The organism is Microbacterium sp. M28, assembly GCF_025836995.1.
In the GTDB taxonomy this organism is placed as follows: Bacteria; Actinomycetota; Actinomycetes; order Actinomycetales; family Microbacteriaceae; genus Microbacterium.
The window spans coordinates 1,643,050-1,664,311 of record NZ_CP107546.1 but is presented as its reverse complement, the minus strand read 5'-3'; the positions used below and the strand labels follow the sequence as shown (position 1 = coordinate 1,664,311).

General features: G+C 68.5%; 18 protein-coding genes and 1 tRNA gene. 2 read left to right on the top strand and 17 right to left on the bottom strand.

Translation table 11 applies throughout. The annotated features are described in order from the left end of the window. Nucleotides 1-58 precede the first annotated feature (58 nt). Together OED01_RS08200 and polA are read right to left on the bottom strand one after the other, a co-directional pair. The gene (locus OED01_RS08200; RefSeq protein WP_264157867.1) at nt 59-1,732 is read right to left on the bottom strand and encodes a DUF885 domain-containing protein; all 1,674 of its coding nucleotides are present in this window, start codon (nt 1,730-1,732) and stop codon (nt 59-61) included. A gap of 37 nt (nt 1,733-1,769) precedes the next feature. Further along, on the bottom strand, nt 1,770-4,400 hold the full coding sequence (gene polA / locus OED01_RS08195; RefSeq protein WP_264157866.1) for a DNA polymerase I: 2,631 nt from the start codon (nt 4,398-4,400) through the stop codon (nt 1,770-1,772). 63 nt (nt 4,401-4,463) lie between these two features. On the opposite strand from polA, the gene OED01_RS08190 reads away from it, so the two are divergent. Next, complete coding sequence (locus OED01_RS08190; protein ID WP_264157938.1) at nt 4,464-4,868, top strand: hotdog fold thioesterase; 405 nt, start codon at nt 4,464-4,466, stop codon at nt 4,866-4,868. Between the two features lie 22 nt (nt 4,869-4,890). Here OED01_RS08190 and OED01_RS08185 read toward each other — a convergent pair whose 3' ends face one another. Beyond that, nucleotides 4,891-5,430, bottom strand: a complete 540-nt coding sequence (locus OED01_RS08185) for a GNAT family N-acetyltransferase (RefSeq protein WP_264157865.1) — start codon at nt 5,428-5,430, stop codon at nt 4,891-4,893. Next, a complete protein-coding gene (locus tag OED01_RS08180; protein ID WP_264157864.1) occupies nt 5,427-6,041 on the bottom strand; it encodes an ANTAR domain-containing response regulator in 615 nt (204 codons plus the stop codon). Before OED01_RS08180 ends, OED01_RS08185 begins: the two co-directional genes overlap by 4 nt. A 100-nt stretch (nt 6,042-6,141) precedes the next feature. Here OED01_RS08180 and OED01_RS08175 point away from each other — a divergent pair. Then, nucleotides 6,142-6,224 (top strand) — tRNA-Leu (locus tag OED01_RS08175). Between the two features lie 29 nt (nt 6,225-6,253). Here the strand turns inward: OED01_RS08175 and OED01_RS08170 are convergent. The 13 genes from OED01_RS08170 to hisG all read right to left on the bottom strand — a co-directional run bounded on the left by OED01_RS08170 (nt 6,254) and on the right by hisG (nt 21,239). Next, entirely contained in the window at nt 6,254-6,919 is a 666-nt protein-coding gene (locus OED01_RS08170; protein WP_264157863.1) for an esterase/lipase family protein, read from the bottom strand. 55 nt (nt 6,920-6,974) lie between these two features. Then, nucleotides 6,975-8,426: a pyruvate kinase gene (gene pyk, locus OED01_RS08165; protein WP_264157862.1), complete on the bottom strand. Its 1,452-nt coding sequence runs from the start codon at nt 8,424-8,426 to the stop codon at nt 6,975-6,977. A gap of 54 nt (nt 8,427-8,480) precedes the next feature. Then, a complete protein-coding gene (locus OED01_RS08160; protein WP_264157861.1) occupies nt 8,481-9,947 on the bottom strand; it encodes a glutamate synthase subunit beta in 1,467 nt (488 codons plus the stop codon). Continuing rightward, on the bottom strand, nt 9,940-14,460 hold the full coding sequence (gltB, locus tag OED01_RS08155; RefSeq protein WP_264157937.1) for a glutamate synthase large subunit: 4,521 nt from the start codon (nt 14,458-14,460) through the stop codon (nt 9,940-9,942). The genes OED01_RS08160 and gltB overlap by 8 nt, the downstream gene beginning before the upstream one ends. 141 nt (nt 14,461-14,601) lie before the next feature. Further along, on the bottom strand, nt 14,602-15,627 hold the full coding sequence (gene lgt / locus OED01_RS08150) for a prolipoprotein diacylglyceryl transferase (RefSeq protein WP_264157860.1): 1,026 nt from the start codon (nt 15,625-15,627) through the stop codon (nt 14,602-14,604). A 10-nt stretch (nt 15,628-15,637) separates the two neighbouring features. Beyond that, on the bottom strand, nt 15,638-16,444 hold the full coding sequence (gene trpA, locus OED01_RS08145) for a tryptophan synthase subunit alpha (RefSeq protein WP_264157859.1): 807 nt from the start codon (nt 16,442-16,444) through the stop codon (nt 15,638-15,640). Beyond that, complete coding sequence (gene trpB, locus OED01_RS08140; protein ID WP_264157858.1) at nt 16,441-17,649, bottom strand: tryptophan synthase subunit beta; 1,209 nt, start codon at nt 17,647-17,649, stop codon at nt 16,441-16,443. The genes trpA and trpB overlap by 4 nt, the downstream gene beginning before the upstream one ends. Then, the gene (trpC, locus tag OED01_RS08135; RefSeq protein ID WP_264157857.1) at nt 17,650-18,426 is read right to left on the bottom strand and encodes an indole-3-glycerol phosphate synthase TrpC; all 777 of its coding nucleotides are present in this window, start codon (nt 18,424-18,426) and stop codon (nt 17,650-17,652) included. Then, nucleotides 18,426-18,656 (bottom strand): HGxxPAAW family protein, encoded by a 231-nt coding sequence (locus OED01_RS08130; protein WP_264157856.1) that lies wholly within the window; start codon nt 18,654-18,656, stop codon nt 18,426-18,428. Before OED01_RS08130 ends, trpC begins: the two co-directional genes overlap by 1 nt. A 45-nt stretch (nt 18,657-18,701) precedes the next feature. Next, on the bottom strand, nt 18,702-19,289 hold the full coding sequence (locus tag OED01_RS08125) for a Trp biosynthesis-associated membrane protein (RefSeq protein ID WP_264157855.1): 588 nt from the start codon (nt 19,287-19,289) through the stop codon (nt 18,702-18,704). After that, nucleotides 19,286-19,642, bottom strand: a complete 357-nt coding sequence (gene hisI, locus OED01_RS08120; RefSeq protein ID WP_264157854.1) for a phosphoribosyl-AMP cyclohydrolase — start codon at nt 19,640-19,642, stop codon at nt 19,286-19,288. Before hisI ends, OED01_RS08125 begins: the two co-directional genes overlap by 4 nt. Next, on the bottom strand, nt 19,639-20,400 hold the full coding sequence (gene hisF / locus OED01_RS08115; RefSeq protein ID WP_264157853.1) for an imidazole glycerol phosphate synthase subunit HisF: 762 nt from the start codon (nt 20,398-20,400) through the stop codon (nt 19,639-19,641). The genes hisI and hisF overlap by 4 nt, the downstream gene beginning before the upstream one ends. Continuing rightward, the gene (gene hisG / locus OED01_RS08110; RefSeq protein WP_264157852.1) at nt 20,400-21,239 is read right to left on the bottom strand and encodes an ATP phosphoribosyltransferase; all 840 of its coding nucleotides are present in this window, start codon (nt 21,237-21,239) and stop codon (nt 20,400-20,402) included. Before hisG ends, hisF begins: the two co-directional genes overlap by 1 nt. Nucleotides 21,240-21,262: the final 23 nt, after the last annotated feature.

Below are 21,262 nucleotides of genomic sequence, written 5' to 3'. Positions count from 1 at the left end.
CTATTCAGGTGAATGAACCAGGATGGTCGCCGTGGCATTCCCGGCGACCGCCGGATCGTCAGCGCAGCAGGGCCGTGCGCAGCGTGTCGAGTCCGACACCGCCCATGTCGAGCGCGCGCTTGTGGAAGTCCTTCACGTCGAACGCGTCGCCCTGGCGTACCTGATAGGCGTCGCGCACCTGCTCCCAGATGCGCTGACCCACCTTGTACGACGGCGCCTGACCCGGCCAGCCGAGGTAGCGGTTGACCTCGAACTGCACGAACTCATCCGACATGTTCACGTTCTTGCGCATGAAGTCGAGCGCGTACTCGGCATCCCACGTGCCCTGACCGTCCAGCCGCGGCTTCCGGAGGTGCACGCCGATATCCAGCACGACGCGGGCTGCGCGCATGCGCTGGCCGTCCAGCATTCCGAGCCGGTCAGCAGGGTCGTCGAGGTAGCCGAGCTGCTGCATGAGGCGCTCGGCGTACAGCGCCCAGCCCTCGGCGTGCCCGGATGTGCCTGCCAGCAGGCGGCGCCACGAGTTCAGCTCGGCGCGGTTGTAAACGGCCTGCGCGATCTGGAGATGATGGCCGGGTACTCCCTCGTGGTAGACGGTCGTGAGTTCACGCCACGTGTCGAACTCGGTGACGCCCTCGGGCACGGACCACCACATCCGGCCCGGACGCGAGAAGTCGTCCGTCGGACCGGTGTAATAGATCCCGCCCTCCTGGGTGGGCGCGATCATGCACTCGAGCGTGCGGATCTCCTCGGGGATGTCGAAGTGCGTGGCGCCGAGCTCCGAGACGGCGCGGTCGCTCGTCTCCTGCATCCAGCGCTGCAGCGCGTCGGTGCCGTGCAGCTTGCGCGACGGGTCGGCCTCCAGGTGCGCGACGGCCTCCTCGACGCTGGCTCCGGCGAGGATCTCGTGTGCGATCGCGGTCTGCTCGTCGACCATGCGACGGAGCTCTTCGATCCCCCACTCGTACGTCTCGTCCAGATCGATCGTGGCGCCAAGGAATCGTCGCGAATTGAGCGCGTACAGGTCGCGCCCGACGGCATCCTTCTCGTCTGCGGCGTCGGCCAGTGTCGTCGCCAGGAATGTGCGCAGCTCGTCGTAGGCGACGCGTGCCGCCGAGGCGTTGTCCGCGAGGGTACGGGCGAGCGATGCGGGCAGCTCGCCTTCGGCCGGGGTCGCTTCGGCGACGAAGGCCGCGAAGAAGCCGTCGTCCGCCGTGTACCGTTCGATCTGCGTCGCCACTTCGACCGCCTGCCGACGGGCGGGCGTGACGCCGCGGGCGATTCCCTCGCGCAGGGTCGCCGTGTAGCCGCGCAGAGCGGCGGGGATCGCATTCAGACGCATCGCGATGACATCCCAGTCGTCGGGCGATGCGGTGGGCATGAGGTCGAACACCGAGCGGATGTCCTGGGGTGCCGAGGCGATGACGTTGAGATCGCGCAGGTGCCACTGCGCTTCGTGGAGTTCGAGTTCCAGCCGCAGTTCGCTGCCGAGGTCGGCCTTTGTGACCTCGTCGATGGCGTCGACCGGCTGCAGGGCCTCCAGCTTCGTCAGCGTGCGGCGGACCTCGGATGCGTAGTGCTCCTGCCCCTCGGGGCTCAGGTCGGCGTAGCGATCGTTCGCTTCATTGCGTCCGATGTAGGTACCGAGGGTGGGCGCGAGGAGGACGAGATCATCGACCCATTCCTCGGCGACCTGGTCGATCGCGGTGGGGGTGCGCGGAGTTGTGGTCATCCGCCCAGCGTACTGCGCACCCCCACCGCCACCACCGTCAGTGCGCTGCCTCGTTCCAGTCGCGCCCGCGCCCGACCTGGACGTCGAGTGGAACGGTCAGCGCGGCCGCACCGGCCATACGCGTGCGGACGATCTGCTCCGCGGCCTCCCACTCCCCTGCGCCGACCTCGACCACCAGTTCGTCGTGGATCTGCAGCAGCACGCGTGAGCGCATGCCGGCGCTCACGAGGTCGTCGTGGATCCGGAACAGGGCGATCTTCATGATGTCGGCCGCGCTGCCCTGGATGGGCGCGTTGAGGGCTGCGCGCTCAGCGTTCTCACGCAGCACGCGGTTCGGGCTGGTGAGGTCGGGGAACGGGCGACGACGGCCGAAGATCGTCTCGGTGTAGCCGACCTCCTTCGCTGCGAGGACGGACGCGCGCAGGTAGTCGCGCACCGCGCCGAAGCGGGCGAAGTACTCCAGCATGAGCTGCTTGGCCTCGGCCTGCTCGATGCGCAGCTGCTTGGAGAGGCCGAAGGCGCTGAGTCCGTACACCAGGCCGTACGACATCGCCTTGACCTTCGTGCGCATCGCCGACGTGACGTCGGCGGGCTCGACGCCGAACACGCGGGCGCCGACGAACCGGTGCAGATCCTCACCGCTGTTGAACGCCTCGATGAGACCTTCGTCACCGGACAGATGCGCCATGATGCGCATCTCGATCTGCGAGTAGTCCGCCGTCAGCAGCGTCTCGTACCCCTCGCCGACCTCGAACGCGCTGCGGATGCGGCGCGATTCCTCTGTGCGGACCGGGATGTTCTGCAGGTTCGGGTCGGTGCTGGACAACCGGCCGGTCTGGCTGCCGGTCTGCACGTACGTCGTGTGGACGCGGTGGTCGTCCTTGATGGCGGTGTCGAGGGACTCGATGATCTGCCGCAGCTTGGTCGCCTCGCGGTGCTGCGACAGCTGCTCGAGGAAGGGGTGCGGGCTCTTCTCCTGGATGTCGGCGAGCGACGCGGCATCCGTGGAGTACCCGGTCTTGGTCTTGCGCGTCTTGGGCAGCTGGAGCTCTTCGAACAGCACCTCCTGCAGCTGCTTCGGCGAACCGAGGTTCACCTCTCGACCGATCGTGGCGTATGCGTCCTGCGCGATGGCATCGGCGCGGGCGCCGAGCTCGGCGGAGAACGTCGAGAGGACCTCGTGGGAGACCGCGACGCCGGCGATCTCCATGTCGGCGAGCGTGAGCAGCGTCGGCAGTTCGATGCCTGTCAGCACCGAGGCCACCGACTCTGGCAGATCCTCACGCAGGGCGGCCGCCGTACGCAGGGTGAACCAGGCCTCCTGCGCCGGCGTGGCGCCATCGGTCTCGGGCACGAGCTGCGTCGGGTCGGCTTCCGGGAGCTTCTCACCGAGGTAGCGCTCGACGAGGTTGCCGAGCGTCTTGTCGGGGAAGCTCGGCCGCAGCAGCCAACCGGCCAGGATCGTGTCGTAGGCCAGACCGCCGATGCGGATGCCGGCGCGCAGCAGAGCCTTCACCTGCGGCTTGGCCTCGTGCATGACTTTCGGAGCGTCGGATTCCAGCCAGGGGCGAAGCGCCTGCGCGGTCTCGTCGTTCCAATCGGCCTCGTGCAGGCCCGTGCTGCCGGCGACGCCGATCCTGATGGGCATCCCGCCGGCGAGCACGAGGGTGAGAGCGAGCTCGTCGTTCTGAGCCGAGAGCCAGTCTGCGAGATCTGTCGGCGACGATTCGACGGGCGCGGGGATGACGACGGCGGGCGTGTCGTCCTCGACGGCTTCGGCGCCGACCGCCTCGAACACGCGCGGCAGCAGGGTGCGGAACTCGAGACGGGCGAAGATGTCGCGCACGGCCTGCGCGTCGATCGGCGCGACCACGAGATCCGCCGGTGCGAGCGGCAGCTCGACGTCGGTCAGCAGCCGGTTGAGCTTGCGGTTGCGACGCACGTCTTCGATGTGATCGCGCAGATTGCCGCCGACGACGCCCTTGATCTCGTCGGCGCGCTCGAGGAGCTCGTCGAGACTGCCGAACTGCGTCAGCCACTTCACGGCGGTCTTCTCGCCCACCTTGGGCACGCCGGGCAGATTGTCGCTGGTCTCACCGACCAGTGCGGCGATGTCGGGGTACTGCTCGGGGCGCACGCCGTAGCGCTCCTGCACCGTGAGCGGGTCGTAGCGCTTGAGCTGGGAGACGCCCTGCACCGACGGGTACAGCAGCGTCACCTCGTCGTTGACCAGTTGGATGGTGTCGCGGTCACCGGACACGACCAGGACGTCGTAGCCCTGCGCCGAGCCCTGCTTCGCGAGCGTCGCGAGGATGTCGTCGGCCTCGATGCCCTCCTGCGTGAGGACCGGGATCGACATCGCGGCGAGACAGTCCTGCAGCAGCGGGATCTGGCCGCGGAACTCCTGCGGCGTCTCGGACCTGGTGGCCTTGTACTCGGGGTATTCGTCGGTGCGGAACGAGTGCCGGGACGTGTCGAAGGCGATGGCCATGTGCGTCGGCTTCTCGGCCTTGATGAGGTTCACGAGCATCGACAGGAAGCCGTAGATGGCGTTCGTGTGCTGGTTGTCCTTCGTGGTGAAGTTCTCCACGGGGAGGGCGAAGAAGGCGCGATAGGCGAGCGAGTGGCCGTCGACGACCATGAGGGTAGGCTTTGCGGAGTCCGTCACCCTGTCAGCCTAACGAGGACGACAGACATGCGTTGAGGAGGATCGGTGAGCGACAGCATCCGGATGAACGGCCTGGAGTGGGCGACCGCCCGCGGCATGGGCGCTCTGGCCGAGAAGATGGGCATCGAGTTCACCGAATTCGGTGTGGAGCGCGCTGTCGCGACCATGCCGGTAGAAGGCAACACGCAGCCCGTCGGCCTCGTGCACGGCGGCGCATACGTCGTGCTCGGCGAGTCGCTCGGTTCGATGGCCGCGAACCTCCACGCCGGTCCCGGCAAGCTCGCGGTCGGCGTGGACATCAACGCCACGCACACGCGATCGGCCACGTCCGGTGTCGTCACCGGAGTGTGCACGCCGCTGCACCTCGGACGCAGCATCACGGTGCACGAGATCGTCGTCTCCGATGATCTGGGCCGTCGGTGCTCGACGATCCGCATCACCAACATGATCAAGGATCTCCCGGCCTGACGGGCGCCGCGGTGCGGCGGCCTCAGTCGGAGAGGATCCGCTGGAACAGGATGTGGTCCTGCCACTCCCCCGCGATGCGCAGGTACTTCGGCGCGATGCCGATCCTCTCGAAGCCGTTGCGCGCGAGCACGCGCTGCGACGCCGCGTTGTCGAGCAGCGTCGCGGCCTGCAGACGGTGGAGCCCGAGCTCCGTGCGGGCGTGATCGATCAGCACGGACACGACGCGGGTCATGATGCCGCGGCCGGCGAGCGACGCGTCGATCCAGTAGCCGAGATCGGCACTGTGGAACGCTCCGCGGACGACGTTCGCGATGTTCGCCACGCCCACCATCCGACCGTCCTCGTGGACGATCACGAAACGTGCGGCTCGGCCGCTCTCGTGGTCGCGGAGATGCTGCGCGATGAGCGCCTCATGCCATTCGACGGTGTAGAAGCTCTCGTCGCGCACCGGGTCCCAGCGCGCGAGGTGCGCCCGGTTGGCGTCGTATGCAGCGGCGTACACCTCGGCATCCCCCGATTCGACCAGACGCAGGCGGATGCCGTCGTCGAGGTCGAACGTCACTTCTTGGGAGCGAGCTGCTCGATGATCGCCTTCGCGACGTCCTGCATGGTGAGGCGACGATCCATCGACGCCTTCTGGATCCAGCGGAACGCCTCGGGCTCGGAGAGGCCCATCTTCTCGTTCAGCAGGCCCTTGGCGCGGTCGACGAGCTTGCGGGTCTCGAAGCGCTCGACCATGTCGGCGACCTCGGCCTCGAGCGTGATGATCTGCTCGTGGCGGGCGAGAGCGATCTCAATCGCCGGCAGCAGGTCGTTCGGCGTGAAGGGCTTCACGACGTACGCCAGCGCGCCGGCCTCGCTCGCGCGCTCGACGAGTTCCTTCTGGCTGAACGCGGTCAGCAGGACGACCGGGGCGATGTTGCCCTTGTGCAGCTTCTCGGCGGCGCTGATGCCGTCGAGCTGGGGCATCTTGACGTCCATGATGACCAGGTCGGGGCGCAGCTCGGTCGCGAGTGCGACGGCGGTCTCGCCGTCTCCGGCCTCACCGACCACGTCGAATCCGTTGTCTCGCAGGATCTCGACGATGTCGAGACGGATCAGCGATTCGTCTTCGGCGACGACGACGCGTCGCGGAGCGGATGCCGTGGACTGTTCAGCCTGTTCTTCGGTCACCCGTTCATTCTACGGGAGTGCAGGCGATGTCCGGTCGACGGCGTGTCGGCCGGGGCGGAGTGTCCATGATCCTGCGCTACAGTCGTAGACGCGATACAGGGCCGGCGTGGCGGAATGGCAGACGCGGAGCACTCAAAATGCTTTGTCCGAAAGGGCGTGTGGGTTCGAGTCCCACCGCCGGCACCGAAGGATGAGATCCGCCGCGGCGACCGTCACTCCGCGAGAACGGCGAGCTCCGCGATGACGCGCGGATGCGCGAGGATCCGGAAGTGGCCCCCGGCATCGAGGCGCACGTTCTTCGCCCCCGGCAGTTCGCTGCCCTCGGGGATGTGCGGATCGAAGCGCGCGTAGATCGACACGATCCTGCTGTTCGCCTCCTGCTGGCGCGCGAGTCCGATGATTCCCGGATCCAGCGGCGAGAAGGCCCGCAGCGTGCGCACCGGCATGATGCGTGCATAGCGCGACCCGCCGAAAGGAGTGGCGATCGCCAGCATCGAGCGCACCCGTTCCCCCGCCCGACCGACCATGACGAGCTTGCCGGCGAGACCGCCCTTGCTGTGCGCGACGATGATCACGTCCCGCAATTCGGACTGCTCGAGGAAGACCGTGACGTCCTCGGCGAGCTCGCTGATCGGACGGCGGTTGCGGTGCAGCGCCCGGACGACGTGGACGGGATGCCCCTGTGCGTGCAGCGCCTCGACGAGCGGCCTCAGGAACTGCCAGGTCTCGTAGACGCCCGGAAGGACCACGATCGGCGTCCTGGATCCGCTCTCGAACGATGCCGGATCGGTGCGATCGACGGCGGCACGAGCCTGCCACGCGATGGCGTAGACGTAGTCGCGGAACCACCACGACGCCCTGCGAAGAAGGGACGTCATCGTCGATACGTCACAGGGCGCGGGGTAGTGATCCCGCGCCCTGTGACGAGGTCCATCAGGCCCCTGCGGCCTTGTAGATCGGAGCGGCGCCGCCGACGGCATCCCCGACCTTGTGGACGCGGATGTCGTTCGTCGAGCCGACGATCCCTGGAGGGGATCCGGAGATCACGACGACCTTGTCGCCTTCGGCGGCGAGACCGTTCTTCAGCAGGTAGTCGTCCACCTGCAGGAACATCATGTCGGTGTGCTCGACGACATCGACGAGGTTCGAGCTGATGCCCCACGTCAGCGCCATGCGGCGACGGATGTCGGGCTCCGGCGTGAACGCGATCATCGGGATGCGCGAGCGCAGACGAGACAGGCGCCGTGCCGAGTCACCCGACTGCGTGAAGACGCACAGGTACTTCGCTTCGACGAACTCGGCGACCTCGAGCGCGGCGAGCGTGATCGCTCCGCCCTGGGTCTTCGGCTTGTTCGTGAGCGGTGCGATGCGCTCCAGGCCGTGCTCCTCGGTCGACGCGATGATGCGTGCCATGGTCTCGACCACGACGATGGGGTACTCACCGACGCTGGTCTCACCGGACAGCATCACGGCATCCGCACCGTCGAGGACGGCGTTGGCGACGTCGCTCGTCTCGGCACGCGTCGGCACAGGGCTGGAGATCATCGACTCGAGCATCTGCGTCGCGACGATGACGGGCTTCGCGTTGCGGCGGGCCAGCTCGACCGCGCGCTTCTGCACGATCGGCACCGCCTCCAGCGGCAGCTCGACACCCAGGTCGCCACGCGCGACCATGATGCCGTCGAACGCGTCGACGATGCCCTCGAGCGCGTCGACGGCCTGCGGCTTCTCGATCTTGGCGATGACGGGGACGCGCACGCCCTCCTCCGCCATGATCTCGTGCACGCGGACGACATCCGAAGCGTTGCGGACGAAGGACAGCGCGATGAGGTCGGCACCGATCTTCAGACCCCAGCGCAGATCCGCCTCGTCCTTCTCGCTCAGCGCGGGGACGTTGACGGCGACACCCGGCAGGTTGATGCCCTTGTTGTTGGACACCGGGCCGGCGACGATCACCTTGGTCGTGACGACGGTTCCATCGGTCTCGACGACCTCGACGCGGACCTTGCCGTCGTCGATGAGGAGGAAGTCACCGGGCTTGACGTCCTGGGGCAGGCCCTTGAACGTGGTCCCGCAGATCTCGCGGTTTCCGATGATCTCCTCGGTGGTGATCTTGAAGATGTCACCGACCTCGAGGTGGTAGGGGCCGGCCTCGAACTTGCCGAGGCGGATCTTCGGACCCTGCAGGTCGACGAGCACGGCCACCGCCTTGCCGGCGTCGTCGGCTGCGCGACGGACGTTGGCGTAGTTGGCGTCGTGAACGGAGTAGTCGCCGTGGCTGAGGTTCAGTCGGGCGACGTCCACTCCGGCTTCGATGATGGCCCGCACGTTCTCATAGGAACTGGTTGCGGGGCCGAGGGTGGCGACGATTTTCGCGCGTCTCAACAGAAGTCTCCAGGGTAGAAGAGGAATAGAACTGGCGACGGTGCCGCAGTCAGCCTACGCGGGCTGCAGGCCGATCGCGACATCCGTCGGACGCACCGGTGCAGGCAGCACCGTCTCGCCCATCAGGAAGCGGTCGACGCTCGCCGCGGCGGCGCGTCCCTCCGCGATCGCCCAGACGATGAGCGACTGTCCTCGCCCGGCGTCACCGGCCACGAACACGCCCGGGATCGTCGACTCGTACGAGTCATCGCGCCGGAATGCGCCTCGGTCGGTCACCTGCGGGCGCGTCTCGTCGGTGTAGCCGTCCTGCTCAGGGCCGGTGAAGCCCATCGCGATCAGGACGAGGTCCGCCGGGATCTCGCGCTCGGTGCCGCTCTTGGGCACGCGACGGCCGTCGACGTACTCGGTCTCGGCGACACGCAGCGCGCGCACCTCGCCCGCGTCGTTCGAGAGGAACTCGACGGTCGATGCGAGGTACACCCGCTCGCCGCCCTCCTCGTGCGCGGACGACACTTCGAAGAGCGTCGGCATCATCGGCCATGGCTGGTGGTCGGGCCGGGCGTCACCGGGCTGGCGGCCGATCGCGAGGTTCGTGACGCTGAGCGCCCCCTGACGGTGGGCCGTACCGATGCAGTCGGCACCGGTGTCGCCGCCACCGATCACGATGACGTGCTTGCCCTCGGCGGTGATCTGGTTCGGGACCTTGTCTCCGGCGACCACGTGGTTCGACTCGACGAGGTACTCCATCGCGAAGTGCACGCCGTCCAGGTCGCGGCCGGGGATCGCCAGGTCGCGCGGGACGGTGGCACCGGTCGCGATGACGACCGCGTCGTAACGGGCCCGCAGATCGGCCCAGCTGATGTCCTTGCCGATCTCGACGCCGGCGCGGAAACGCGTGCCCTCCTCCTGCATCTGACGAAGACGAGCCTCGATGTGGCTCTTCTCCATCTTGAAGTCCGGGATGCCGTAGCGCAGCAGGCCGCCGATGCGGTCGTCGCGCTCGAACACGGCGACGGTGTGGCCGGCGCGCGTCAGCTGCTGAGCGGCGGCGAGACCCGCGGGCCCGGAGCCGACGACGGCGACCGTCTTGCCGGTCAGGCGCTCCGGCGGCTCCGCCTCGACCCAGCCGTGCGAGAACGCCTCATCGATGATCGAGACCTCGACCTGCTTGATCGTGACCGCCGGCTGGTTGATGCCCAGCACGCACGAGCTCTCGCAGGGCGCGGGGCACAGCCGCCCCGTGAACTCCGGGAAGTTGTTGGTCGCGTGCAGGCGCTCGATGGCCGCGCGCCCCTCGCCGCGCCAGGTGAGGTCGTTCCACTCAGGGATCAGGTTGCCCAGCGGGCATCCGGAATGGCAGAACGGAACGCCGCAGTCCATGCAGCGTCCGGCCTGACGACGCAGCACCGCCTGGTCACCGGGTTCATAGACCTCTTTCCAGTCCATGATCCGCACCGGGACGGGGCGACGAGCAGGCAGCTCGCGCTCCGTCACCTTCAGAAAGCCCTTGGGGTCAGCCACCGGTCACCTCCAGGATCCGGTTCCAGATGACGTCGCCGTCCGGGTCGAGCCCGGCCTGCTCCGCCTCCTGGCGCATGTTCTGAACCGCGGCGAAGTCGCGCGGAAGCACCTTGACGAACTCGGTCGCCACGGTGTCGAAATCGGCGAGCATCTCTGCCGCCAGGGGGGATGCCGTGCGCTCGACGTGCTCGGTGAGAAGACTCCTCAGCACCTCGAGATCGGCGCGGTCGAGCTGCTCCAGACGCAGTTCGCCGCTGTCCAGGGACTGGGCGTTGACCTTGTCCGTTCGGAGTGCATGGACGTACGCGATGCCACCGGACATACCGGCGCCGAGGTTGCGACCCGTCGCGCCGAGGATGACGGCGAGACCGCCGGTCATGTACTCCAGCGCATGGTCTCCCACGCCTTCGACGACCGCTGTCGCCCCGGAGTTGCGCACCAGGAATCGCTCGCCGACCACGCCCGAGATGAAGATCGTCCCGCTCGTGGCGCCGTAGCCGATGACGTTGCCCGCGATGACGTTCTCCTGAGGCACGATGGTCGCGCCGCGCGGCGGACGGATCGTGATGTCGCCACCGGACAGGCCCTTGCCGACGTAGTCGTTCGCGTCGCCCTCGAGACGCAGCGCGATGCCGGCCGGCATGAACGCGCCGAGCGACTGCCCCGCCGTTCCCGTGAGTGTGACGTCGATCGTCTCCCTGGCGAGCCCTGCGGCACCGTAGCGCGTCGTGACCTCGTGACCGAGCATCGTCCCGACGGCGCGTTCCGTGTTGCGGATCGGCAGCTCGATGAGCACGGGCGAGCCGTCCTCGAGCGCTTCCTGAGCCATCTCGATGAGCTGGACGTCGAAGTGCGCGTCCAATTCGTGGTCCTGCTCCCGGCCGCTGCGGCGGGGCTCGGATGCCGGGAACACCGGTCCCTCGAGGATCGGCGACAGGTCGAGGCCGTCCGCCTTCCAGTGCTCGATCGCCGCGTCGGCCTCGATGAGGTCGCTGCGTCCGATGATCTCGTCGAGCGAACGGAAGCCGAGCTCGGCGAGGATCTCGCGCACCTCCTCCGCGATGAACTCCATGAAGTTCACGACGAACTCCGGCTTGCCCGTGAAGCGCTCGCGCAGCACCGGGTTCTGCGTCGCGACACCCACAGGGCAGGTGTCGAGGTGGCAGACGCGCATCATGATGCATCCGCTCACGACGAGCGGGGCCGTGGCGAACCCGAACTCCTCTGCGCCGAGCAGGGCGCCGATGACGACGTCGCGTCCGGTCTTGAGCTGACCGTCCACCTGAACGACGACGCGGTCGCGCATGCCGTTGAGCATGAGCGTCTGCTGCGTCTCGGCGAGGCCGAGCTCCCACGGGGTTCCGGCGTGCTTGAGCGAGTTCAGCGGACTCGCTCCGGTGCCGCCGTCGTGTCCGGAGACGAGGATGACGTCGCTGAGCGCCTTGGCGACACCCGCAGACACCGCGCCGATGCCGGACTGGCTGACGAGCTTGGTGTGGATGCGGGCATCCGGGTTGGCGCGCTTGAGATCGAAGATCAGCTGCTTGAGGTCCTCGATCGAGTAGATGTCGTGGTGCGGCGGCGGCGAGATGAGGCCGACGCCGGCGGTCGCGTGACGGGTGCGGGCGACCCACGGGTACACCTTGCCAGGAGGCAGCTGACCGCCCTCGCCGGGCTTGGCGCCCTGTGCGAGCTTGATCTGGATGTCCTCCGCCTCGGTGAGGTACTGGCTGGTCACGCCGAAACGTCCGGAGGCGACCTGCTTGATCGCGCTTCGGCGCTCCGGGTCGAGCAGACGATCCGGTTCCTCGCCGCCCTCGCCCGTGTTGGACTTGCCGCCGATGCGGTTCATCGCGATGGCGAGCGTCTCGTGCGCCTCACGGGAGATCGAGCCGTAGCTCATGGCTCCGGTCGAGAACCGCTTGACGATCGCGCTCACGGGCTCGACATCGTCCAGCGGCACCGGGGTGCGCTGGCCGGTGCGCAGCGAGAACAACCCGCGCAGCGTCTTCAGCTCGGCGGCCTGGTCGTCGACGAGCTTGGTGTACTCGCGGAAGATGTCGTACCGGCGGGTGCGGGTCGAGTGCTGCAGCCGGAAGACGGTCTCCGGGTTGAACAGGTGCGGCGACCCGTCCCGACGCCACTGGTACTCGCCGCCGGTCCACAGCCGCTCGTGTGCACGTGCGGCGGCGTCCTCCGGGTAGGCGTAGTCGTGGCGGGCCTGGTTCTCGGTGTAGACCTCGTCGATGCCGATGCCGCCGAGTTTGGTCTCCGTGCCGGTGAAGTACGCGTCGATGAACTCCTGGCTGAGGCCGACGGCCTCGAACACCTGGGCGCCCGCGTACGAGGACACCGTGGAGATGCCCATCTTCGACATGATCTTCAGCACGCCCTTGCCGAGCGCGTAGATCAGGTTGCGGACGGCCTTCTCCGGCGTGACACCCGTGATGAAGCCGGTGCGGACGAGATGCTCGACCGTCTCCATCGCGAGGTACGGGTTGACTGCTGACGCCCCATAGCCGATCAGCGTCGCGACGTGGTGCACCTCGCGGACGTCGCCCGCTTCGACGATGAGTCCCACCTTCATGCGGTTCTCGCGCCGGATCAGGTGGTGGTGGATCGCGGAGACCATCAGCAGCGAAGGGATCGGGACGAGGTCCTTGTTCGAGTCGCGATCCGAGAGGATCAGGAACTCGGCGCCGTCGGCGATCGCGGCGTCGACCTCGGCGCACATCTCCTCGATGCGGTCGGGCAGCGACTGCGGTCCGGCGTCGAAGTGGTACAGCCCCCGGATCGTCACCGAGCGGCGGGCCGGCATGGCCTTGTCGATGTGGCGGATCTTCGCGAGCTCGTCGTTGTCGATGACCGGGAAGTCGAGCGTGACGGTGTGCGCGTGCTCCGGACCCCAGCTGAGCAGGTTGCGCTCCGGCCCCAGGCCCAGCTTCAGGCTCGTGACGACCTCTTCGCGGATCGAGTCCAGCGGCGGGTTGGTCACCTGGGCGAACTGCTGAGTGAAGTAGTCGAACAGCAGACGGGGGCGCTCGCTCAGCACGGCGATCGGCGTGTCGGATCCCATGGCTCCGAGCGGCTCGACGCCGTTCTGGCCCATGGGCGTCAGGAGGATGCGCACCTCTTCCTCGGTGTAGCCGAAGGTGCGCTGGCGCCGGGTGATGGATGCCGGCGGGTGCACGATGTGCTCGCGCTCCGGCAGGTCGGCCAGGCGGACCGATCCCTCATCGAGCCATTTCTGCCACGGGTGCAGCGTGGCCAGCTGCTGCTTGATCTCGGCATCCTCGACGATGCGGCCGGCGGCCGTGTCGACGACGAACATCTTGCCCGGCTGCAGGCGACCACGGCGCTTGATGCGCTCCGGCTCGAACTCGAGCACTCCGGTCTCGGAGCCGATGACGACGAGTCCGTCCGTCGTCTCGGTCCAGCGGCCGGGACGAAGACCGTTGCGGTCGAGCGTCGCGCCGACGAGCGTGCCGTCGGTGAAGATGAGGGCGGCAGGGCCGTCCCACGGCTCCATCTGGTTCGAGTGGTACTCGTAGAACGCGCGCAGCTCGGGAGAGATGTCCGTCTGCTTCTCGTAGGCCTCCGGCACCATCATCAGGATGGCGTGCGGGAGGCTCCGGCCGGTGAGCGTGAGCAGTTCGAGGACCTCGTCGAAGGAGGCCGAGTCGCTCGCGCCGTCCGTGCAGATCGGCAGCAGCGGGCGGATGTCGCCGAGGAGCTCGGATTCGAGCTGCGACTGGCGGGCGCGCATCCAGTTCCGGTTGCCGCCGACGGTGTTGATCTCGCCGTTGTGGGCGAGCATCCGCAGCGGCTGCGCGAGCGGCCACGACGGGAACGTGTTGGTCGAGTACCGCGAGTGCACCACGGCGAGTTCGCTGGCGAAGCGCTCATCCTGGAGATCGGGGTAGAACGGCTCGAGCTGGAGCGTCGTCACCATGCCCTTGTAGCCGAGCGTGCGGCTGGAGAGCGAGACGAAGTAGGCGCCGAGCTCGTGACCGGCGCGCTTGCGCAGCCGGTAGGCGACGCGGTCGAGCGCGATGCCGGAGAGCGCGGGGGCGTCGCCGTGCGCAGGGCGCGCGACGAAGAGCTGCTCGAAGGCGGGGCGCGCCTCGTCGGCGAGCTTGCCGAGGTGCTCGTTGGCCGTCGGGACGACGCGCCATCCGAGGACGGTCAGGCCCTCTTCTCGGGCGATCCGCTCGACGCCGGCCTTCTGCGTGCGCCGCTCCCCCGCGTGCAGCGGGAGGAAGGCGAGGCCGACGGCGTATTCGCCGGCCGCGGGAAGTTCGAACCCTGACACAGCGCGGAGGAACTCGTCGGGCATCTGGGTCAGGATGCCTGCGCCATCTCCGGTGCCCGCATCCGAGCCGATCGCGCCGCGGTGCTCCAGGTTGCGCAGGGCTTCGAGCGCCTGCTGGATGATGTCATGACCTGGCGTGCCGCGGAGCGTGGCGACCATGGCAAGGCCACAGGCGTCCTTCTCGAACGCCGGGTTGTACATCCCCTGCTTCGGGGGGTAGGCGCCGGAGGCGCCGTAGGGAGGCTGGAAGTACACCAGTTACCGTCCTCAGATATTCAAGTGACACCGGGGACGACGTCGGCCCGCTCGTTCAGTGCAATGGATCTCCCGCCACGAGGCGGCTTATCGGGCGCCTGCCTCGTTCGTGGGAGCGGTGCTTGTGGCGGTGGCTCCTGCGGTGACCTCTTCGGACGGAGGCTCGCTCACGTCGACGAAGTCAGAGGGATTGTCCTGCGATTGTACATCAGCGTCGACGTCCTTCCGGCTGTAGCCGGGCTGGTACACCGACGGCTCGCGACCGGGGTGACGGCGCGTCTGGACGATGATGATCACGATGCCGACGACGACACCGAGGATGGCCGCCCAGACGTTGCTGCGCAGGCCGAGGATGATCTCGCTCGGGTCGATCCGGATGGACTCCCAGAGGATGCGGCCCGCGCTGTACCAGATCAGGTAGACCGCGAACAGGCGGCCCCACTGGAAGTACAGGTTGCGACCCAGCCACAGCAGCACGAGGACGCCGAGGCCGTTCCAGATCACCTCGTAGAGGAAGGTCGGGTGGAACAGCGTGCCGTCGGCGAGCCCTGGGGGGAAGGCCGGGTTGTCCGACTCGATCTCCAGTCCCCACGGCAGGTCCGTCGGCAGTCCGAACAGCTCGTGGTTGAACCAGTTGCCGAACCGGCCCATGGCCTGCGCCAACAGAAGGCCGGGCGCAAGAGCGTCCGCGAAGCTCCAGAACCGGATCTTCGCCCAGCGGCAGCCGAGCCACGCGCCCACCGCACCGCCGATGAGGGCGCCGTAGATGGCGATGCCGCCCTCCCAGATCGCCCAGATCGAGCCCGGCTGGAAGGGGTTCCACGTGTTGATGCCCTCGCCGAAGTAGTCGTTCGGGTGGGTGAAGACGTGGTACAGACGTGCGGCGATGATCGCCAGCGGCACCGCGATGATGACGATGTCGATCACGATCCAGGGCTCCGCACCGCGCTTGGTGAGGCGGTGGTTGGTCATCAGCGTGGCGACGATGATGCCCGCGATGATGCAGAGCGCGTAGTAGTAGATCGTCACCGGACCGATCGAGAACGTGTTCTCGGGCGGGCTCGGGATGCTGGTGAGCACGCCGGTGAGTGTGCTGGAGAGCGCGAGGGACATGAGTGCGATTCTAGTTTCTCTGGTCGGAGCGGGTGGACAGCGGCGTTCCCGCTGCCAGGGCGCGTGTCGTGACGGCGAGCCCGTCGAGGCCGCCGTCGCGGAGAGCGCGGACGAGTGCGGTGCCGACGATCGCGCCGTCGGCGTACTCCAGCACGCCGGCGATCTGCTCGGCTGTGGAGATGCCGATACCGACGCAGGCGCGATTGTCGCCGTGCTCTCGGAGGCGCGCGACGAGAGTGCGCGCCGCCTTGTCGAGCTGCGTGCGCTCTCCCGTGATGCCCATGGTGGACACCGTGTAGATGAACCCGGTGGACGATTCGGCCACGAGATCCAGGCGCGCGTCGGTGGACGTGGGCGCCGCGAGGAAGATCCGGTCCAGACCGGTGCGCCTGCTCGCTGCGATCCACTCGGCCGCGGCATCCGGTGTGATGTCCGGGGTGATGAGCCCTGAGGCTCCTGCCGCCAGCAGATCGTCCGCGTAGCGGTCGACGCCGTACTGGGCGACGGGGTTCCAGTAGGTCATCACGACGACGGGGACGTCGGTCGCTGCGGTGATCTCCCGGAGCGCCGTGAACAGGTCCTTCGTGCGGTATCCGGCGGCGAGGGCGGCCTGCGTGGCCTCCTGGATCAGCGGGCCGTCCATCACCGGGTCGCTGTACGGCGGCCCGAGCTCGATGACGTCGACGCCGTTCTCGGCGAGCGTGATCGCCGCGCGGATGCTGGTGTCGAGGTCGGGATATCCGACCGGGAGGTAGCCGACGAAGGCTCCGCGGCCGTCGTCGTTGGCGCGCCGGATGGCGTCTTCGACCCGGCTCATGCGTTCGGCTCCTCGTCGTACAGCTCGAAGTACCGCGCGGCGGTGTCCATGTCCTTGTCGCCGCGGCCGGACAGGCACACCGCGATCAGCCCTTCGGGGCCCATCTCGCGGCCGAGCCGGATCGCGCCGGCCAATGCGTGCGCGGATTCGATCGCGGGGATGATGCCCTCGGTGCGGCTGAGCAGCCGCAGAGCCTGCATCGCCTCGTCGTCGGTGGCGGGGATGTACTCGGCCCGGCCGATGTCGGCGAGCCAGGAATGCTCCGGCCCCACGCCGGGGTAGTCCAGACCGGCCGAGATCGAGTGCGATTCGATCGTCTGGCCGTCCTCGTCCTGCAGGACGTAGGTGCGGGCGCCGTGCAGGACGCCAGGACGACCGCGCTCGATCGAAGCCGCATGCTTGGGGGTGTCGACGCCGTCGCCCGCGGCCTCCACGCCGTACAGCTTGACCGTCTCGTCGTCCAGGAACGCGTCGAACATGCCGATCGCGTTGGACCCGCCGCCGACGCAGGCCACGACGGCATCCGGCAGCCGACCGGCCGTCTCGAGCAACTGCGCGCGCGCCTCTTCGCCGATGATCTTCTGGAAGTCGCGCACCATGGCGGGGAACGGGTGCGGCCCGGCCGCGGTGCCGAAGATGTAGTTCGTGGTCTCGACCGTCGCGACCCAGTCGCGGTAGGCGTCGTTGATCGCGTCCTTGAGGGTGCGCGAGCCCGTGCGGACCGGGACGACCTCGGCGCCGAGCAGACGCATCCGCGCGACGTTCAGGGCCTGGCGCTCGGTGTCGACCTCGCCCATGTAGATCGTGCAGTCCAGTCCGAACAGGGCGGCGGCCGTCGCGGTCGCCACGCCGTGCTGGCCGGCACCGGTCTCGGCGATAACGCGAGTCTTGCCCAGACGGCGCGTGAGCAGCGCCTGCCCGAGGACGTTGTTGATCTTGTGGCTGCCGGTGTGGTTGAGGTCCTCGCGCTTGAGGAAGATGCGCGCTCCCCCGGCGTGCTCGGCGAAGCGCGCCACCTCGGTCAGCGCCGACGGCCGCCCGGCGTAGCTGCTGAGCAGACCGGCGAGTTCGGCTCGGAACTCCGGATCGGCGATCGCCTCCTCGTACGCGACGGTGAGCTCGTCGATCGCCGCGATGAGGGACTCCGGCATGTATCGCCCGCCGAAGTCGCCGAAGAACGGCCCTGGTTGATCGCGCAGACTCACTTATCCGACCTCCAGAAAACGGTGCAGCGTGGCGACGGGGTCTCCGGTGACGAGAGCCTCGCCGATGAGGACGACATCCGCACCCGCGCCGCGATAGTGCGCGACGTCTTTCGGCGACAGCACCGCGGATTCCGCGATCCGCGTCGTCCCGTCCGGGATGAGATGCCCGATGCGGCTGAACAGCTCGCGATCCAGTTCGAGCGTCTTCAGATCGCGCGCGTTCACGCCGATCAGCGGTGCACCCAGATCGGCGGCGACGGCGATCTCCTCCGCGGAGTGCGTCTCGACCAGCGGCGTCATCCCGAGATCGGTGATCAGCTCGAAGAGCTCCGAGAGCACGCGCTGCTCGAGACCAGCGACGATCAGCAGCGCGAGATCGGCACCGGCCGCTCGCGCTTCGAAGACCTGGTACGGCGTCGCGATGAAGTCCTTGCGCAGGACAGGGACCTCCACGCGAGCGGTGACCGCCTCCAGGTCGGCGAGACTGCCGCCGAAACGGCGCTCCTCGGTCAGAACGCTGATCGCCGACGCGCCACCGGTCTCGTACAACGAGGCCTGATGGGCAGGGTCGGGGATCTCGGCAAGGGCGCCACGGGACGGGCTGGCCCGCTTGACCTCGGCGATGATCTTGACGCGGGATGCCGGGGCGAGAGCCGCACGGGCATCCTTCGCGGCCGGACGAGCCAGGGCTGCCCTCTCGACGTCCGCGAGCGGGCGCGCCTGCGCACGACGCTCGGCGTCTTCGACAGCGCCGGCCGTGAGGTCGGCGAGAACCACTAGTGCGCCTTCGGCGAGTACTTGGGGCCCTTCACGCCGTAACCGGCCTTCGCGAGGATCCACCCCAGCAGCGCGCCGATCACGATGATGCCGACCGAGACCCACACGAACAGCGGCTGCTCCAGGCAGAACGCGACGGTGCCGGCGGCGACGCCGAGCAGCATGACCACCACAGCGGTCCAGGCGGCAGGCGAGTGTCCGTGGCCGGGGTCTGCGATGGGGTTGCTCATGGGGATTCCTCCGGGTCGATGGCGGGCGTCGTCAGTCTATCGGTCTCAGCGCGTCGGGTCGGTTCCCCGCGACAGCTCGTCCCAGGAATCGATCGCGTCGACGGGGCCCGTCGCGGCGGTGGCGTCCGTGGCGGTGCGGAAGCGCCGGCCGCCTGCCTTCCATCCGCGCGCCGTGATCATGACGAACACGGAACCGACGAGCAGGACGATCCAGCCCACCAGGGCGATAGTGGGCCACGCCGTCGGCTGGACGGCGTCGACCAGGTCCGCGATCGCCGTGTCACCGGCGAGACCCGTGAGCTCCGTGACCGTCGACGCCACGGCGCTCAGCGGTCGCGTGATCAGGATGTTGAGCGTCGACCAGCCCAGCAGCACCGCGATCACGGCACCGAGCGCCGCGAACACGTAGCGCAGCACGGGGCCGACGATCGCGAGCACCGCGGCCAGAGCCAGCACCGCGAGGCTGAGCGGGGTGAGCAGCACGAGGGCCTGTGCACCGGTCACGAGGATCGGTTCGGCGGCGTCGTGCCGCTCGACGACGAGCCAGGTCTGGGTCGCGGAGAGCACGCCGATCCCGCCCGCGGCGAGGAAGCCGAGGACCGAGAGCGAACGACCGCGCTGCGCGAGACTCATGCGTCCGCCGCCTGGACGGGCTCCAGGTCGGTCGTGTCGAAGCAGGTCCGTGTACCGGTGTGGCACGCGGGCCCGCTCTGGTGCACCTGCAGCAGGATCGCGTCGCCGTCGCAGTCCAGGCGCGCCGCGTGGACGCGTTGGGTGTTGCCTGAGGTGTCGCCCTTGCGCCAGTACTCCTGACGGGACCGCGACCAGTAGGTCGCGCGCCCGCTCGTGAGCGTGCGGCGCAGGGCCTCGGCATCGACCCAGGCGAGCATGAGCACCTCGAGGGTGTCCCACTGCTGCACGATCACCGGGGCGAGGCCCTCCGCGTTGAAAGCGACCTGTGCGATGCGGCTTTCGACCTCGGTCATCGGACCAGCACCCCCTCGGCGCGCAGCGCGTCCTTGACGTCTCCGACCGTGAGTGCGCCCGTGTGGAACACGCTCGCGGCGAGGACGGCATCCGCGCCTGCCTTGATGGCAGGAGCGAAGTCGGACGCCTTGCCCGCCCCACCGGAGGCGATCACGGGTACGGAGGCGACTTCGCGCATGAGCCGTACGAGCTCGAGGTCGAACCCATCCCGAGTGCCGTCGGCGTCGATTGAGTTGACCAGGAGCTCGCCGGCGCCGCGTTCGGTGGCCTCGCGCGCCCAGTCCAACGTGTCCAGCGTCGTCTCGGTGCGGCCGCCGTGCGTGGTCACGACGAAGCCGGAGGCGGTGGCCGGTGAACGCTTGACATCGAGCGACAGCACCAGCACCTGGGCACCGAACCTGTCGGCGATCTCGCCGAGGAGCTCCGGTCGGGCGATGGCCGCCGAGTTCACGCCGATCTTGTCCGCACCGACCGCGAGCAGGCGCGCCACGTCGTCGACGCTGCGCACTCCCCCGCCGACGGTCAACGGGACGAACACCTGCTCGGCCGTTCGCTGGACCACGTCGTACGTGGTGGCACGGGCATCGACCGTGGCGGTGACGTCGAGGAACGTGATCTCGTCGGCTCCCTGCGCCGCGTAGTGCGCCGCCAGTTCGACCGGGTCGCCCATGTCGCGCAGATTCTCGAAGTTCACGCCTTTGACGACCCGGCCTGCTGCGACGTCGAGACACGGGATCACACGGCTCGCGAGAGCCATCAGAGCCTCGCGGCGTGGATCGCGGTGACCAGCAGCGCGCGCGCTCCGAGCGCGTACAGCGCGTCCATCACCTGGTTGACGCCCTTGCGAGGGATCATCACCCGCACGGCCACCCAGGTCGGGTCCTTGAGCGGGGAGATCGTCGGGGATTCGCGCCCCGGCGTGATGGCGACGGCCTGCTCGACGAGGTCGGCGGGGAGGTCGTAGTCCAACAGGACGTAGCGACGGGCGACGATGACGCCGCGCAGGCGCCGGAGCAGGGTCTCGGTGCCCTCGGCATCCCCCGGCCGGCTGATCAGCACGGCCTCGGATTCGATGATCACGGGGCCGAAGATCTCCAGACCCGCCTGGCGGAGGGTCGTGCCGGTCTCCACGACGTCCGCGATCGCGTCTGCGACGCCGAGGCGCACGGCGGATTCGACAGCGCCGTCCAGCGGGACCAGCTCGGCCTCGACGCCGTGTTCGCGCAGGAACGCGTCGACCAATCCGGGGTACGCGGACGCGACGCGCACACCGGCGAGGTCCTCGATGCCCGAGAACGCCCCGGGGGGCGCCGCGAAGCGGAACGTCGAGTGGGCGAAGCCGAGCGCCTGGACCTCGCGCGCCTGCTGCGGGACGTCCTTGAGCAGGTCACGGCCGGTGATGCCGACATCCAGTGCGCCGGACGCCACATACGTGGCGATGTCGCGCGGACGGAGGAAGAAGAACTCGACGTCGTTCTCGGCGTCGACGATGTGCAGGGTCTTGGAGTCGCGGCGGCCGGCGTATCCGGCCTCGGCGAGCATCTCGGCAGCTGTCTCGGACAGCGAGCCCTTGTTGGGAACGGCGATGCGCAGCATGGGGGTCTTTCGGTTCAGGAGAT